Origin of the sequence: Microbacterium oryzae, from assembly GCF_009735645.1 — a bacterium.
Lineage (GTDB): Bacteria > Actinomycetota > Actinomycetes > Actinomycetales > Microbacteriaceae > Microbacterium > Microbacterium oryzae.
In genome coordinates this window covers 296,845-311,213 of sequence record NZ_CP032550.1, presented here as the reverse complement: position 1 = coordinate 311,213, position 14,369 = coordinate 296,845, and the positions used below count along the sequence as shown (strand labels likewise).

15 protein-coding genes are annotated in these 14,369 nt (G+C 71.3%); 10 read left to right on the top strand and 5 right to left on the bottom strand.

Annotated features, from left to right (window positions below; translation table 11 throughout):
• Window positions 1-50: 50 nt before the first annotated feature.
• The gene (locus D7D94_RS01345) at window positions 51-434 is read left to right on the top strand and encodes a VOC family protein (protein ID WP_156240879.1); all 384 of its coding nucleotides are present in this window, start codon (window positions 51-53) and stop codon (window positions 432-434) included.
• Between the two features lie 39 nt (window positions 435-473).
• Here the strand turns inward: D7D94_RS01345 and ychF are convergent, their stop codons facing one another.
• A complete protein-coding gene (gene ychF, locus D7D94_RS01340) occupies window positions 474-1,547 on the bottom strand; it encodes a redox-regulated ATPase YchF (RefSeq protein ID WP_156240878.1) in 1,074 nt (357 codons plus the stop codon).
• A gap of 135 nt (window positions 1,548-1,682) precedes the next feature.
• Here ychF and D7D94_RS01335 point away from each other — a divergent pair, with 135 nt between their 5' ends.
• A complete protein-coding gene (locus tag D7D94_RS01335) occupies window positions 1,683-2,732 on the top strand; it encodes an FUSC family protein (RefSeq protein WP_156240877.1) in 1,050 nt (349 codons plus the stop codon).
• A gap of 51 nt (window positions 2,733-2,783) precedes the next feature.
• The gene (locus D7D94_RS01330; RefSeq protein WP_156240876.1) at window positions 2,784-3,362 is read left to right on the top strand and encodes a 3'-5' exonuclease; all 579 of its coding nucleotides are present in this window, start codon (window positions 2,784-2,786) and stop codon (window positions 3,360-3,362) included.
• A gap of 16 nt (window positions 3,363-3,378) precedes the next feature.
• On the opposite strand, the gene D7D94_RS01325 is transcribed toward D7D94_RS01330, so the two are convergent.
• Together D7D94_RS01325 and glpX are read right to left on the bottom strand one after the other, a co-directional pair.
• Window positions 3,379-3,597, bottom strand: coding sequence for a UDP-N-acetylmuramyl pentapeptide phosphotransferase (locus D7D94_RS01325; protein ID WP_156240875.1), 219 nt, complete (start codon window positions 3,595-3,597; stop codon window positions 3,379-3,381).
• A gap of 152 nt (window positions 3,598-3,749) precedes the next feature.
• Window positions 3,750-4,754 carry a class II fructose-bisphosphatase gene (gene glpX / locus D7D94_RS01320; RefSeq protein WP_156240874.1) on the bottom strand — a complete coding sequence of 335 codons (1,005 nt, stop codon included), beginning with the start codon at window positions 4,752-4,754 and terminating at the stop codon, window positions 3,750-3,752.
• Window positions 4,755-4,933: 179 nt separating this feature from the next.
• Here glpX and fbaA point away from each other — a divergent pair, with 179 nt between their 5' ends.
• Window positions 4,934-5,962 (top strand): class II fructose-bisphosphate aldolase, encoded by a 1,029-nt coding sequence (fbaA, locus tag D7D94_RS01315; RefSeq protein ID WP_156240873.1) that lies wholly within the window; start codon window positions 4,934-4,936, stop codon window positions 5,960-5,962.
• Between the two features lie 67 nt (window positions 5,963-6,029).
• On the opposite strand, the gene D7D94_RS01310 is transcribed toward fbaA, so the two are convergent.
• On the bottom strand, window positions 6,030-6,551 hold the full coding sequence (locus D7D94_RS01310; RefSeq protein WP_156240872.1) for a DUF6264 family protein: 522 nt from the start codon (window positions 6,549-6,551) through the stop codon (window positions 6,030-6,032).
• The gene (locus D7D94_RS01305) at window positions 6,548-7,609 is read right to left on the bottom strand and encodes a 4-hydroxy-3-methylbut-2-enyl diphosphate reductase (RefSeq protein ID WP_156240871.1); all 1,062 of its coding nucleotides are present in this window, start codon (window positions 7,607-7,609) and stop codon (window positions 6,548-6,550) included. Before D7D94_RS01305 ends, D7D94_RS01310 begins: the two co-directional genes overlap by 4 nt.
• A 72-nt stretch (window positions 7,610-7,681) precedes the next feature.
• Here D7D94_RS01305 and xseA point away from each other — a divergent pair, with 72 nt between their 5' ends.
• The 6 genes from xseA to D7D94_RS01275 all read left to right on the top strand — a co-directional run bounded on the left by xseA (window position 7,682) and on the right by D7D94_RS01275 (window position 14,364).
• Window positions 7,682-8,971 carry an exodeoxyribonuclease VII large subunit gene (xseA, locus tag D7D94_RS01300; RefSeq protein ID WP_156240870.1) on the top strand — a complete coding sequence of 430 codons (1,290 nt, stop codon included), beginning with the start codon at window positions 7,682-7,684 and terminating at the stop codon, window positions 8,969-8,971.
• Between the two features lie 12 nt (window positions 8,972-8,983).
• Complete coding sequence (locus D7D94_RS01295) at window positions 8,984-9,214, top strand: exodeoxyribonuclease VII small subunit (RefSeq protein WP_156240869.1); 231 nt, start codon at window positions 8,984-8,986, stop codon at window positions 9,212-9,214.
• Window positions 9,214-9,867, top strand: a complete 654-nt coding sequence (locus tag D7D94_RS01290) for a DUF4245 family protein (protein WP_156240868.1) — start codon at window positions 9,214-9,216, stop codon at window positions 9,865-9,867. Before D7D94_RS01295 ends, D7D94_RS01290 begins: the two co-directional genes overlap by 1 nt.
• Entirely contained in the window at window positions 9,864-10,514 is a 651-nt protein-coding gene (locus D7D94_RS01285) for a carbonic anhydrase (RefSeq protein WP_156240867.1), read from the top strand. The genes D7D94_RS01290 and D7D94_RS01285 overlap by 4 nt, the downstream gene beginning before the upstream one ends.
• A gap of 17 nt (window positions 10,515-10,531) precedes the next feature.
• Window positions 10,532-11,926, top strand: a complete 1,395-nt coding sequence (locus D7D94_RS01280) for a class II fumarate hydratase (RefSeq protein ID WP_156240866.1) — start codon at window positions 10,532-10,534, stop codon at window positions 11,924-11,926.
• A gap of 176 nt (window positions 11,927-12,102) precedes the next feature.
• Entirely contained in the window at window positions 12,103-14,364 is a 2,262-nt protein-coding gene (locus D7D94_RS01275) for a PhoX family protein (RefSeq protein ID WP_156240865.1), read from the top strand.
• Window positions 14,365-14,369: the final 5 nt, after the last annotated feature.

Here is a 14,369-nt window from a genome sequence, read left to right as displayed (position 1 = left end):
GCGTGAGGGGCGGAGCGACGACGCATCGTCCGCAACGGAAGGATCTGGGCATGGACTGGAAGCTCGAGCTCATCGCCGTGCCGGTGAGCGACCTCGACCGAGCGAAGGACTTCTACGTGAAGATCGGCTTCAACGCCGACCACGATCACACCGTGTCGGAGGAGGTGCGCTTCATCCAGCTCACGCCCCCGGGATCGGCCTGCTCCATCGTGCTCGACACGAACTTCACCGAGATGCCCCCTGGCTCGGTGAAGGGCCTGCAGTGCGTCGTCAAGGACGCCGCCGCAGCCCGCGAGTCCCTCCTCGCAGCGGGCGTCGAGCCGAGCGAGCTGGACGAGCAGGCATGGGGAACGTTCGTGTACTTCTCGGACCCCGACGGCAACGGCTGGGCCCTGCAGCAGCTGCCGGAGTGGTCGCCGAGCTACCAGGAGTAGGCGAGCCGCGCGGGCAGCCCGACCGGACCTCGCCCCGAGTCAGACGTTGAAGCGGAACTCCACCACGTCGCCGTCCTGCATGACGTAGTCCTTGCCCTCGATGCGCACGCGGCCCTTGGACTTCGCCTCGCTCATCGAGCCGGCCTCGTCGAGGTCGGCGAACGACACGATCTCGGCCTTGATGAAGCCGCGCTCGAAGTCGGTGTGGATGACGCCGGCGGCCTGCGGGGCGGTCCATCCCTTGCGGATGGTCCACGCACGCGCCTCCTTCGGCCCCGCCGTGAGGTAGGTCTGGAGGCCCAGGGTCTGGAAGCCCACGCGCGCGAGCTGGTCGAGACCGGACTCCTCCTGGCCGAGCGACTGGAGGAGCTCGAGCGCCTCGGCGGGCTCGAGGTCGATGAGCTCGGACTCCACCTTGGCGTCCAGGAAGACCGCCTTCGCGGGGGCGACGAGCGACGCGAGCTCGGCCATCCGATCGGCGTCCGTCAGGACGCCCTCGTCGACGTTGAAGACGTAGAGGGTCGGCTTCGCCGTGAGCAGGCCGAGCTCCTTGATGGGGGCGACGTCGAAGCCGGCCTGGAAGAGCGTCTTCCCGGTGTCGAGCACGGCCTTCGCCTCCTGCGCGGCGGCGAAGACGGCGGGGTCGGTCTTCTTGCCCTTGACCTCCTTCTCGAGGCGCGGCAGCGCCTTCTCGAGAGTCTGGAGGTCGGCGAGGATCAGCTCGGTGTTGATCGTCTCCATGTCGCTCGCGGGGTCGACCTTGCCGTCGACGTGCACGACGTCGGCGTCGGCGAATCCGCGCACGACCTGGGCGATCGCGTCGGCCTCGCGGATGTTCGCGAGGAACTGGTTGCCGAGGCCCTCGCCCTCGCTCGCGCCGCGGACGATGCCGGCGATGTCGACGAACGACACCGGCGCCGGCAGGATGCGCTGCGATCCGTGGATCTCGGCGAGACGGTCCAGCCGCGCATCGGGCAGCTCCACCACGCCGACGTTCGGCTCGATCGTCGCAAACGGGTAGTTCGCAGCGAGAACCGTGTTCTTGGTCAGGGCGTTGAAGAGGGTGGACTTGCCGACGTTGGGCAGGCCGACGATTCCGATAGTGAGAGCCACGGGCGACCATCCTACGCGGCGGCGCCTGCGAGGCGGGTGGACCGGATCCGCGGGGCGACGTCAACCCTCTGCTCCGCTGCGGATGGCCCGGGTACCGTCATCGGGGTGACGCTTCGCTCTCGGTGGGATGCGCTGATGAGGCGCGGACAGGAACTGGAGGGACCCGGGCGGGTCCTGCTGGCCGTGAAGGTCGCGCTCGCCTGCGGCCTCGCGCTCCACTTCGCGCCGCTCGTGCCGTTCGCGGCGGACGAGTACTCGTACTACGCCCCGCTCGGCGCCCTCGTGAGCATGTACCCCACGCTCATGCGCTCGGTGCGGACGGGCCTGCAGACGCTCGCGGGCGTGGCGATCGGCATCCTGCTCGGCACCGGCGGCCTCGCACTGGTGTACGCCGGCGGCCCGGCTCTCCTCGCACTCGCGCTCGTCGTGGGCATCGGCGTCCTCGTCGGCGCCTTCCGCTGGATGGGAGCCGGTCGCGACTGGATCGCGATGGCGGGGATGTTCGTGCTGCTGATCGGCGGCGGAGGCGACCCCGACGAGTTCTCGGTGTCGTACCTCGTCACGCTCGCGTTCGGCGTGATCGTGGGAGTCGCCATCAACCTCCTCATCGTGCCGCCCCTGCACCTGACCTACGCGGGTCGCCGTCTCTCCGACCTGCGAGACACCGCGGCTCGCTCGCTGCAGGACCTCGCGGATCTGCTGGAACGCGGCGAGGGCCCGCAGGACGAGATCGACGGCATCGTGAGCTCGCTGCGCCGAACGGCGTCGGCCGTGTCGGACGACGTCCTCGATGCCGACGAGAGCGCGCGCGGAAACCCGCGGTCCCGCCGCCACCGCGAGGAGCGGCGCATCAACGACCGCCGTCTGCGGGCGCTCGAGCGGACGGTGTTCGCCATCCGCAGCCTCAGCGACGCCCTGTTCCGCGACGCCCCCGCCGACGAGGGCGAGCTCACGCCTCCCGAGCCTGCGCAGCCGACGCTGGTGTCGGCCATCCGCGCCTGTGCCGACCTCGTCGCGGCGCCCGTCGGCGACGAGCAGACGGAGGACCTGGCGAACGCCGCCCAGGAGGCACTGGATCAGTACCTCGCCGAGGTGCGCGAGAGCGGAGCGGCGGACGCGGACGCCGTGACGGTCGGCTTCTGCCTGCGCCGCATCATCGACAGCGCCCGCTCGGTCGACGCGTGAGCGGACGCGTCGCGTTTCGCGCTCTCAGGGAGCATCGGCGAGACTGAGGGGGTGCCGCTCGATTTCACCGCCATCGACTTCGAGACGGCGAACTCCCGACCGGAGTCCGCGTGCCAGGTGGGGCTGGCGAAGGTGCGAGACGGCATGGTCGTGGATCGCGCGGCCTGGCTCATCCGGCCGCCGATCGGGTTCGACGAGTTCTTCCCGTTCAACTCCACGATCCACGGCATCTACGCCGAGGACGTCGTGAATGCGCGCGGCTGGGCGGAGCAGTTCGACGAGCTCCGCGACTTCGCGGGCGACGATGCCCTCGCCGCACACAGTGCGACCTTCGACATGGGCGTGCTGCGTCGCGCCTCCGAGGCCACCGGCGTCGACTGCCCGCCGTGGCGCTCGATCTGCAGCCTGCAGCTCGCCCGGCGCACCTATCGTCTCGAGTCCTACCGGCTGCCGATCGCGGCAGCGGCGGCGGGCTTCACCGACTTCGCCCACCACGACGCGGGCGCCGACGCCCTCGCTTGCGCGCACATCCTGATCGACGCGGCCTCGCGGTTCGCGGCGTCGGACATCGACGCCCTCGCGGAGTCGGCCGGCATCTCGATCGCGCCCATCCTGCAGCCGGTCGCCTGACCTGCCGTGCCGCGGGTCAGCCGGGCAGCAGGCTCAGCAGCGCGACGACGGCGGCCGACGTGAAGACGAAGGCGCCGATGTGCCACCACGGGCTGAGCTCGTGATCCGGTGCGCGACGCACGCGGAAGAGGACGTCGGGTCGCCGGGCCGGATCCTTCGCGGCCGCGACGACGGCCTGCGCGCCCGCGCGAGGCGCCGGCTCCTGAACGACCTGCTGTGCGTGCTGCGCTGACATGTGCGGGTCCACCCTCCCCTGGCGCGCGAGGGCCGCGTGCCCCCTCCATTGTCGCCGATGTTCCTGAGGAGGCCCATCACAGACGGGTCACGAAAGAGCGCGCCACCGGGATCTCCCTCGGCGGCGCGCTCCCGCCATCCGTCAGTCTGCGGTCAGAACCACTTCGACTCGAGGTGGTCCGACGAGATGCGGCGCAGGGTGCCCGAGTGGCCGCGCAGCACGACGCTCTCGGTGTAGACGTAGCCGCCCTGGCGGCGGACGCCCTCCACGAGGGCGCCGTCGGTGACGCCCGTCGCGACGAAGATCGTGTTGCTGCCGGCGACGAGGTCGTCGGCCTCGTAGACGTGGTCCATCTTGAGCCCCGCGTCGATGCCCTTCTGAGCCTCTTCGTCGTGCCGCGGCCACAGCCGGCCCTGGATGTGCCCGCCGAGCGCCTTGATCGCGCACGCGGTGACGATGCCCTCGGGGCTCCCCCCGACGCCGACGCACATGTCGGTGCGCGCATCGTGGCGCGCGGCGTTGATGCCGCCGGCGACGTCGCCGTCGCTCATGAGGCGCGTGCCCGCGCCGGTCTCGCGGATGTCGGCGATGAGCTGCTCGTGACGCGGACGGTTCAGCACGGAGACGACCATCTCCTCGACCGGCTTGCCGAGCGCCTTCGCCAGGCGGCGGATGTTCTCGCCGATGGGGAGGCGGATGTCGACGACGCCGACGCCCGCGGGACCGGTGACGAGCTTGTCCATGTAGAAGACAGTCGACGCGTCGAGCATCGTGCCGCGGTCGGACAGGGCGATGACGGAGAGGGCGTTGTTGCGGCCCGCCGCCGTCAGCGACGTCCCGTCGATCGGGTCGACGGCGATGTCGTATGCGCGCCCTCGGCCGGTGCCCACGTGCTCGCCGTTGAAGAGCATGGGCGCGTCGTCCTTCTCGCCCTCGCCGATGACGATCACCCCGTCGAAGTCGACGGTGGACAGGAACGCGCGCATGGCGTCGACGGCGGCACCGTCGGCCGCCTCCTTCGCGCCGCGCCCGATGAAGGGCACCGAGCGGATGGCCGCGGCCTCGGTCGCGCGCACGAGCTCGAGCGCGATGTTGCGGTCGGGGTGAAGCGGGATCAGGTCTTCGGCGCTCGTGATCTCGTGGAAGTCGGCAGTCATGCCTCAGACAGTAGCGGCCTGAGACGGCGCACATCCCGCTTCTTCTGTCGCGCTCGCGCGAAGGAATCGCGATTCTTGCGCTGACGTGAGGAACCGCCCGGAATCACGTCATCGCATCGGAAAGAGCCGCCTTCGCTAGGCTGAGACTGCACTCACGTCGCCTCTCGAAGGAGCATGCAATGCCCGTCGCCACACCGGACCAGTACGCCGAGATGTTCGACCGCGCGAAGGCGGGTGGGTTCGCCTACCCCGCGTTCAACGTGTCGAGCTCCCAGACGATCAACGCCGTGCTCCAGGGCCTGACCGAGGCGGGTTCCGACGGCATCCTCCAGGTCACCACGGGCGGCGCCGACTACTTCGCCGGACACACCGTCAAGGGCCGCGCCACGGGCGCGATCGCGATGGCGCAGTACGTCCGCGAGGTCGCGAAGAACTACCCCATCACCGTCGGCGTGCACACCGACCACTGCCCGAAGGACGCCCTCCCCGGCTTCGTCCTGCCCCTCGTCGAGGCATCCGAGGAGCGCGTGAAAGCCGGCGGCGAGCCGCTGTTCAACTCCCACATGTGGGACGGCTCTGCCGTGCCGCTCGACGAGAACATCGAGATCGCGGCGGACCTCCTCCCGCGCATGAAGAACATCCACGCGATCCTCGAGATCGAGGTCGGCGTCGTCGGCGGCGAGGAGGACGGCGTCGCTCACGAGGGCTCGAACGACGCGCTCTACACCACGGTCGCGGACGTGACGAAGGCCGTCGAGGTGCTCGGCCTCGGCGACAAGGGCCGCTACATCGCCGCGCTCACCTTCGGCAACGTGCACGGCGTGTACAAGCCCGGTGGCGTGAAGCTGCGTCCGGAGCTCCTCGGAGAGATCCAGGAGGGCATCGCCGCGCACTTCGGCACCGGTGCGAAGCCGCTGGACCTCGTCTTCCACGGCGGCAGCGGCTCGACCGACGAGGAGATCGCGCTGGCCGTGGCCAACGGCGTCGTGAAGATGAACATCGACACCGACACGCAGTACGCGTTCACGCGCTCGATCGCCGGCTACATGTTCTCGAACTACGACGGCGTGCTGAAGATCGACGGCGAGGTCGGCAACAAGAAGCAGTACGACCCGCGCGCGTGGGGCAAGGTCGCCGAGTCGGCGATGGCCGCACGCGTCGCGGAGGCGACGCGCCAGCTGGGCTCGTTCGGCAAGTCGCAGAGCTGACCGCTCCCGATACGCGAAAGCCCGGTGCCGAGCGGCACCGGGCTTTCGCGTCCTCGGGCGCTCGAGGTCAGGAGCCGAGAGCGTCCTGCGTGCGCAGGAGGGCGTCCATCACCGCGGGATCGCCCACGAGCGGGCCGGCGACGATGAGGCTCGCGATGACGTTGAAGACCACGGCTCCCACGATGGGGATCCAGAACGTCATCCGGCGGCGGCGCGCTCGGCGCCAGGCGAAGAGCGCCGTCGCGATCCATCCCAGGGTCAGCACGACGACCGCGAGGACGCCCCACCCGCGCATGCCGGCGGGGTCGGCGAGCTCCGCGTCGATGCCCATGGTCTGCAGCAGCCGCGTCGCGTCGAGCACGACGGGGATCGACTGCACGACGCTGACGATGCCGTAGACGAGCAGCGCGACGGTCGCCGCGCGGTCGATGAGGCGCCCCGGCGACAGCGCGGGCCTGGCTGCGACCTCCGGAGTGGGCGGCGACACCGGCCGAGCGGCGGGAGCCGGCTCGCCCATCCGCGCGCGCTGCTCCTCGCTCGTCGCGTACTGGCCGTAGCGGGGCTGCGGCGGGCGGGCCTCGTCGCTCATGGGCGGCCTCGGCCCCCCACCGCACGCGCGTCGCGGCGCCCTGTCGCGTCCTGACGCAGCTCCTTGGGAAGCGAGAAGAGCAGGTCCTCCTCCGCGGTGCGGACCTCCTCGACGTCGCGGTAGCCGGCGGACGAGAGCGCCTCGAGCACCTCGGTCACGAGCACCTCGGGAACCGAGGCGCCGCTCGTGACGCCCACGACCTCGACGCCGTCCAGCCACTCCTGCTCGATCTCGTGCGCGTAGTCGACGCGGTACGCGGCCTTCGCGCCGTGCTGCAGCGCGACCTCGACGAGGCGCACGCTGTTGGAGGAGTTCGCGGACCCCACGACGATGACGAGGTCGGCTCCCGTGGCGACCTTCTTGATCGCGACCTGACGGTTCTGGGTCGCATAGCAGATGTCATCGGACGGCGGATCGTGCAGCTCGGGGAACCGCGCACGCAGCCGGTTCACCGTCTCCATCGTCTCGTCGACCGAGAGGGTGGTCTGCGACAGCCACACGAGCTTCGAGGGGTCGTCGACCTCGACGGTGTCGGCCTCGGCCGGGGAGTTCACGATGGTGACGTTGTCGGGAGCCTCGCCCGCCGTGCCCTCGACCTCCTCGTGCCCCTCGTGCCCGACGAGGAGGATGTGGAAGTCGTCGCGCGCGAAGCGCACCGCCTCGCGGTGCACCTTCGTGACGAGGGGGCAGGTGGCGTCGATGGCCTGCAGACCGCGGTCGGAGGCCGCGTTCACGACCGCCGGCGAGACGCCGTGGGCGCTGAAGACCACGTGGGCGCCGGTGGGCACCTCGTCGACCTCTTCGACGAAGATCGCACCCTGCGCCTCGAGCTCGCGCACGACGTGGATGTTGTGCACGATCTGCTTGCGCACGTACACGGGAGCGCCGTAGCGAGCGAGCGCCTTCTCCACGGTGATCACCGCCCGGTCCACGCCCGCGCAGTAGCCGCGGGGCGCCGCCAGCAGCACCCGCTTCTGTCCGGCTACCGGGTTATCCTGAAGGCGTGCGCGCCTGCCCGGCACGCGCGGCACGGGCAGGTGGATGGCGGTCGAGCTCATGCTCCGATTCTACGTGCGCCCGCTGGGCACGGGCCGGGTGCCGAGGCAGTGCGAGTGCGCCGCGAGGAGACCATGACGACGTTCCAGTCCCAGCCCGCAGAGGGCGAGCAGCCGCCCGCTGACTCCGTCGCGCCGCGGGACTCCTCCTCGCAGACGCCGACGTCGATCGAGCGACTCAACCAGACGATCAAGGGCTTCGTCGAGCGCTGGGGCTCGATCTGGGTCGAGGGCGAGATCACCTCGTGGAACGTCCGCGGCGGCGCCGTGTTCGGGCGCCTGAAGGATCTGCGCTCCGACGCGCAGATCTCCATCCGGCTCTGGTCGAGCGTGCGCGCCCGCACCCCCGCCGACCTCCGCGTCGGCGACCATGTCATCGCGTGCGTGAAGGCGGACTACTACCCCAAGGGCGGCGACTTCTCGTTCCAGGTCTCGGCGATGCGCCACGTCGGACTCGGCGAGCAGCTCGAGCGCCTCGAGCGGCTGCGCCGCCAGCTGCGGAGCGAGGGGCTCTTCGACCCCGCGCGGCGCAAACGGCTCCCCTTCCTCCCGCACGGCATCGGCCTCATCACCGGCGAGCGCTCCGACGCGGAGAAGGACGTGCTGCGGAACGCCGAGCTGCGCTGGCCGCAGGTGCGCATCCGCACCCTCCACGCGGCCGTGCAGGGCGAGCGCAGCGTCCCCGAGATCCTCGAGGCCCTGCAGACGCTCGACGCGGACCCCGAGATCGACGTCATCATCATCGCGCGCGGCGGCGGCGATCCGCAGACGCTCCTGGGCTTCAGCGACGAGCGCCTCGTGCGCGCGGTGGCCGCCGCCGCGACGCCGATCGTGAGCGCCATCGGGCACGAGAACGACCACCCCCTGCTCGACGACGTCGCCGACCTCCGCGCATCGACGCCGACCGACGCCGCCAAGCGCGTCGTCCCCGACGTCGGCGAGCAGCGCGCGGTCGTGCAGCAGCTGCGCTCGCGCCTGACGATGCGCCTGCAGCAGCGCCTCCAGCACGACATCGCCCAGCTCCAGCACGTGCGCTCGCGACCGGTTCTCCGTGCGCCAGAGCGGATGGTCGAATCGCGCGAGCAGGACGTCTTCCTCCTCCTCGCCCGCGGTCGCGACCGCGCCGAGCGGCGCATCCACGACGGCGAGCGGCGGACGGCCGAGCTGCGCGCCTCCCTGCGCGCGCTCTCGCCGCAGTCGACGCTCGCCCGCGGGTACGCCATCGCGCACACCGCAGGCGGGGCCATCCTGCGCTCGGCCGAGGACGCCCCCGCGGGAACCGACCTCGTCGTGACCCTCGAGCACGGCGCGGTGGACGCCACCTCGCTCGGCCGCCACGACAGCACGACGCGCGCGTCCTCGTAGGATGGAGACGCTATGACCGAACAGGCCCCTCCCGCGGACGTCGCGTCCCTCTCGTTCGAACAGGCGCGGGACGAGCTCGTCCGCGTCGTCTCCGAACTCGAGCAGGGCGCCCCCACCCTCGAGCATTCCCTCGCGCTCTGGGAGCGCGGCGAGGCCCTCGCCGCCCGCTGCGAGGAGTGGCTCCTCGGCGCCAAGCGCCGACTCGACGCCGCGCGCGCAGCCTCCGCCGAAAGCGACTCCTGATGGCGCGCGAGCCGCGCATCGTCGCGCATCTGGGTCGACCGGAGACCCCCGACGAGACCGCCGCGCGCAAGGCCGAGAGCTCCCGCGTCCACCGCGGCAGCCAGAACTTCCGCAATCTCATCGCGGCCCTGCTCGCCTCGTTCGCGGTCGTCGCCGTCGTCATCTGGGGCGTCCCCCACGGCGAGGCGCCCGAGCGCCCTCCCATCGACGTCGCGGCGATCGCGGCCGACGTCGAGGAGACGACCGGTCACGACGTGCTCGTGCCCGAGGTGCCGGATGCGTGGCTCGTCAACGAGGCCCGGCTGGAGTCGGGCGACGTGGCCGCGTGGGCGATCGCCTACGTCCCCTCCGAGACCGGCTTCCTCCGCCTCGCGCAGGGATTCTCCGCGGACGAGACGTGGGCGGCGCAGATGCTCGGCGGCGCAGCGCCTCGGAGCACGACGACGATCGAGGGCATCTCCTGGGATGTCTACGAGATCGCCGACCCGGATGCCAACGCGAACGTGTCGTATGCGCTCGGCACGCAGGCCGGCGCCGATCACGTCCTCGTCTACGGCTCGTCGGAGCCGGAGGTCGCCGCCGACCTCGCCGCCGATCTCACCGACCAGATCGAGGTGCTCGCCCAGAGCACGGAAGAAGGGACGACGGAATGAGCGAACGGCTCACCCCCGCGCAGGCGTGGGAGAAGATGCTGGCGGGCAACTCCCGCTTCGTCGCGGGAACCCCCGCGCACCCGCATCAGGACGTGGAGCGCCGCAACGAGCTCGCGACCGGGCAGACGCCGCTCGCGACGCTGTTCGGATGCTCCGACTCGCGTCTGGCCGCGGAGATCATCTTCGACCTCGGGCTGGGCGATCTCTTCGTCGTCCGCAACGCCGGTCAGGTCCCCGGCGAGTCGATCGTCGGCTCGCTGGAGTACGCCGTCGAGATCCTCCAGGTCCCCCTCCTCGTCGTCCTCGGGCACGACTCGTGCGGCGCCGTGCGCGCCGCGATCGACAGCACCGGGGCCGAAGCGCCCGTGCTGCCCCCGCACATCTGGCGTCAGATCTCCCCGATCGTCCCCGCCGTGCACTCCGCGCTGCGCGAGACGGAGGGCGCCACGGCCGAGACGGTGGACGCCGAGCTCGTCGGGCGCCTGCACGTCCGCGACACCATCGACTGGATCCTGCAGTCGTCCGAGCTGATCTCCCGCGCGGTCAACAGCGGCCGCCTCGGCATCGTGGGAGCGAACTACCGACTGGCCGACGGCACCGCGGTGCCGCACGTCACCATGGGCATCGCGGCCGACGTGGCCGTCTGAACGGAGGGAACGAGGAAGTGACCGAGATCGAATACCGCATCGAGCACGACACCATGGGAGAGGTGCGGGTCCCCAAGACCGCCCTCTACCGCGCGCAGACGCAGCGCGCCGTCGAGAACTTCCCGATCTCCGGCAAGGGGCTGGAGTCGCGCCAGATCGCCGCGCTCGCGCGCATCAAGAAGGCGGCGGCGCTCGCGAACAAGGACCTGGGCACCCTCGACGCCGGCATCGCCGACGCCATCGCGGCCGCCGCCGACGACGTCGTGACGGGCGCCCACGACGATCAGTTCCCCGTGGACACGTACCAGACCGGATCCGGCACGTCGTCGAACATGAACATGAACGAGGTGCTGTCGACCCTCGCGACCGAGAAGCTCGGCGCGCCCGTTCACCCGAATGACCACGTGAACGCGTCGCAGTCCTCGAACGACGTCTTCCCCACGTCGGTGCACGTCGCCGTCACCGAGGCGCTCATCACCGACCTCGTGCCGGCTCTGGACCACCTCGCGCAGGCGTTCGATGCCAAGGCCGACGCCTGGAAGGCGGTCGTGAAGTCCGGTCGCACGCACCTCATGGACGCCACGCCCGTCACGCTCGGGCAGGAGTTCGGCGGGTACGCCCGCCAGATGCGCCTCGGCATCGAGCGCGTCGAGGCGGCGCTGCCGCGCGTGGCGGAGGTCCCCCTCGGCGGCACGGCGGTCGGCACGGGCATCAACACCCCGCTCGGCTTCCCGCAGAAGGTCATCGCGCTCCTCGCGGAGGAGACGGGCCTGCCCATCACGGAGGCGCTCGACCACTTCGAGGCCCAGGCCAACCGCGACGCGCTCGTCGAGGCGTCGGGCGCGCTGCGCACCATCGCGGTGTCGCTGACGAAGATCAACAACGACCTCCGCTGGATGGGGTCGGGCCCCAACACCGGCCTCGGCGAGATCCGCATCCCCGATCTGCAGCCGGGCTCGTCGATCATGCCGGGCAAGGTCAACCCCGTCGTGCCCGAGGCCACGCTCATGGTCTGCGCGCGGGTCATCGGCAACGACGCGACGATCGCGTGGGCAGGAGCGTCGGGCGCGTTCGAGCTGAACGTCGCCATCCCGGTCATGGGCACGGCGCTGCTGGAGTCCATCCGCCTGCTCGCCAACGCGTCGCGGGTGCTCGCGGACAAGACCGTCTCCGGGCTCGAGGCCGACGAGGAGCGCGCGGCGGCCTTCGCCGGCATGTCGCCCTCGATCGTCACGCCGCTGAACAAGGTCATCGGCTACGAGGCGGCGGCGAAGATCGCCAAGCACTCGGTCGCGAAGGGCATCACCGTGCGCGAGGCCGTCATCGACCTCGGCTACGTCGAGCGCGGGGAGATCACCGAGGAGCAGCTGGACGAGAAGCTCGACCTGCTCTCCATGACGCACGCCGGCTGAGCGCAGCGCGCGAGAAGGGCCCGGGAGGACATGTCCTGCCGGGCCCTTCCGCATCCCGCGAGAGCGCAGGCGTCAGCCGGCGTTTCCCCGCGCGTCACCTTCCGGCCATCCGCGGTCGCTGGGGTGGGATCAGGCCCCACGGGCCGCCCACCCGCGAGAAGGAGACATCCACGAACATGGTCATCAACCTCGGCCGGACGCTGCCCATGGCGGAGCATGTGAGAGGCAAGCGGAGCGCCATCACCTGCCATCTCAAGTGCGCGAGCGCCTGTGCGCGCGGCGTCTGCAACACCTCCGCCAACGAGTCCTTCCGCGACATCGTCGACGCGCAGCTCTCCCGTCGCGCTCTGCTCGGGCTCGGCGCGATGGGCGCCGCGGCGATCGTGCTCGCACCGCCGCTCGGCGGCGGGCGCCCCCTCGGAGCGGTGGCGGCCCCCGCGGGCGAGACCGGAGCGTTCGGCTTCACCGCCATCGACCCGGTCCCGCACACCGTCGACAGCTTCGTCGTGCCGGAGGGCTTCGACTGGACGCCGATCATCCGCTGGGGCGACCCGCTCTTCGCCGACAGCCCCGCGTTCGACGCCGCGGACCAGACGCCCGAGGCGCAGGCGCGGCAGTTCGGATACAACGTCGACTACACCGACGTCATCCGCACCTCCGCCACCACGGCCATCCTGTTCGTGAACCACGAGTACACGAACGAGTCGATCATGTTCCCGGCCGCGCAGCTCGAGGGCGACGCCGAGCGCGTGCGCGCGGTGGGCATGAAGGCGCACGGGCTCAGCGTCGTCGAGCTCACCCGCACGAGCGAGACCGCGCCGTGGACGCCCGTGGTCGGCGGGGCGCTCAACCGGCGCTTCCTCGATGACACCCCCTACGCGCTCACCGGCCCCGCCGCGGGGTCGGACCTGCTGCAGACGGCCGACGACCCGCACGGCACGACCGTGTTCGGGACCTTCGGAAACTGCTCCGGCGGGACCACGCCGTGGGGCACGATCCTCAGCGGCGAGGAGAACTTCAACGGCTACTTCCGCTCGACCGGCACGTCCGAGGCCGACCTCCGCTACGGCCTGGCCGACGAGGAGACCGCGCGCGGGTGGGAGCACCTCGACCCCCGCTTCGACACCCGCACGCCCAGGTACGAGAACGAGGCGAACCGCTTCGGATGGGTCGTGGAGATCGACCCGACGGATCCCGCCTCGACGCCGCGCAAGCACACCTCACTCGGGCGTCTGAAGCACGAGGGCGCGAACGTGATCGTCGCGGAGAACGGGAAGGTCGTCGCGTACACCGGCGACGACGAGCGCTTCGACTACCTTTACAAGTTCGTCTCGCGCGACGCCTTCGTCGCGGGTGATCGATCCCACAACATGACCCTGCTGGAGAACGGCGACCTCTTCGTCGCCCGCTTCTCGGGAGACTCCCCCTCGGGCGAGATCGACGGCTCGGGAGCGGTGCCCGCGGACGGCGGGTTCGGCGGCACCGGCGAGTGGCTGCCGCTCGTCGTCGACGGCCGCTCGACGGTCGACGGGATGGCCGTGGCCGAGGTGCTCGTCCATACGCGCCTGGCCGCCGACCGCGTCGGGGCGACGAAGATGGACCGCCCCGAGGACGTCCAGCCCCACCCGACCACCGGCCGGGTGTACGTGGCCTGCACGAACAACACCGATCGCGGCGCGGCGGAGAAGGCCGGCCCGGACGAGGTCAACCCGCGCACGGAGAACCGCGACGGGCACATCGTGGAGATCACCGAGGACGGCGGCGACCAGACCGCGCGCACATTCACGTGGACGCTCCTCCTCGTCGCCGGCGACCCCGCGCAGGGCGCAGCCACGTACTTCGCGGGCTTCCCCGCCGCGGACGTCTCCCCCATCTCCTGCCCCGACAACCTCGCGTTCGACAGCGCGGGCAACCTGTGGATCTCCACCGACGGCGCCCCGAGCACCATCGGCTACAACGACGGGCTCTTCCGCATCGCGCTCGACGGGCCCGACCGCGGCCGGGTGGAGCAGTTCCTCTCGGTGCCGCGGGAGGCGGAGACCTGCGGTCCGGTCATCCACGACGACGAGTGGCACGTGTTCGTGTCGGTGCAGCACCCCGGCGAGGACGGCTCGTTCGCCGCGCAGAGCTCGACGTTCCCCGACGCCATGAAGCCCGCGCCGCTCGCGGGTGCCGGCGGCGGCACCTTCGCCGGACCGCGCCCGAGCGTCGTGCAGGTGCTTCCGGTCGCCTCTCCCGCGCCGACCGCGGCGCCCACGCCCGCGCCGTCCGTCGCGCCGACCCCGACGCCCACGCCGGAGGACCGCGTCGAGCTCGTGCCGACGGGCGGCGGCGTCGTCGGCGGCGTCCTGGCGGGGGCCGGCGCCCTCGCGGCGGCGGGGTTCGCGCTCATCTCACGCCGTCGCCGCGGCGACGGCAGCGCATCCGACGCATCCTGATCAGA

What these genes read in the sequence shown, in the direction of transcription:
- D7D94_RS01310 (WP_156240872.1), bottom strand. Translation starts at nt 6,551, where the DNA reads ATGAGCGACGAGGCCCGCCCGCCGCAGCCCCGCTACGGCCAGTACGCG.
- D7D94_RS01275 (WP_156240865.1), top strand. Translation starts at nt 12,103, where the DNA reads ATGGTCATCAACCTCGGCCGGACGCTGCCCATGGCGGAGCATGTGAGA.
- fbaA (WP_156240873.1), top strand. Translation starts at nt 4,934, where the DNA reads ATGCCCGTCGCCACACCGGACCAGTACGCCGAGATGTTCGACCGCGCG.
- D7D94_RS01290 (WP_156240868.1), top strand. Translation starts at nt 9,214, where the DNA reads ATGGCGCGCGAGCCGCGCATCGTCGCGCATCTGGGTCGACCGGAGACC.
- D7D94_RS01285 (WP_156240867.1), top strand. Translation starts at nt 9,864, where the DNA reads ATGAGCGAACGGCTCACCCCCGCGCAGGCGTGGGAGAAGATGCTGGCG.
- glpX (WP_156240874.1), bottom strand. Translation starts at nt 4,754, where the DNA reads ATGACTGCCGACTTCCACGAGATCACGAGCGCCGAAGACCTGATCCCG.
- D7D94_RS01295 (WP_156240869.1), top strand. Translation starts at nt 8,984, where the DNA reads ATGACCGAACAGGCCCCTCCCGCGGACGTCGCGTCCCTCTCGTTCGAA.
- D7D94_RS01335 (WP_156240877.1), top strand. Translation starts at nt 1,683, where the DNA reads ATGAGGCGCGGACAGGAACTGGAGGGACCCGGGCGGGTCCTGCTGGCC.
- D7D94_RS01325 (WP_156240875.1), bottom strand. Translation starts at nt 3,597, where the DNA reads ATGTCAGCGCAGCACGCACAGCAGGTCGTTCAGGAGCCGGCGCCTCGC.
- xseA (WP_156240870.1), top strand. Translation starts at nt 7,682, where the DNA reads ATGACGACGTTCCAGTCCCAGCCCGCAGAGGGCGAGCAGCCGCCCGCT.
- D7D94_RS01305 (WP_156240871.1), bottom strand. Translation starts at nt 7,609, where the DNA reads ATGAGCTCGACCGCCATCCACCTGCCCGTGCCGCGCGTGCCGGGCAGG.
- D7D94_RS01345 (WP_156240879.1), top strand. Translation starts at nt 51, where the DNA reads ATGGACTGGAAGCTCGAGCTCATCGCCGTGCCGGTGAGCGACCTCGAC.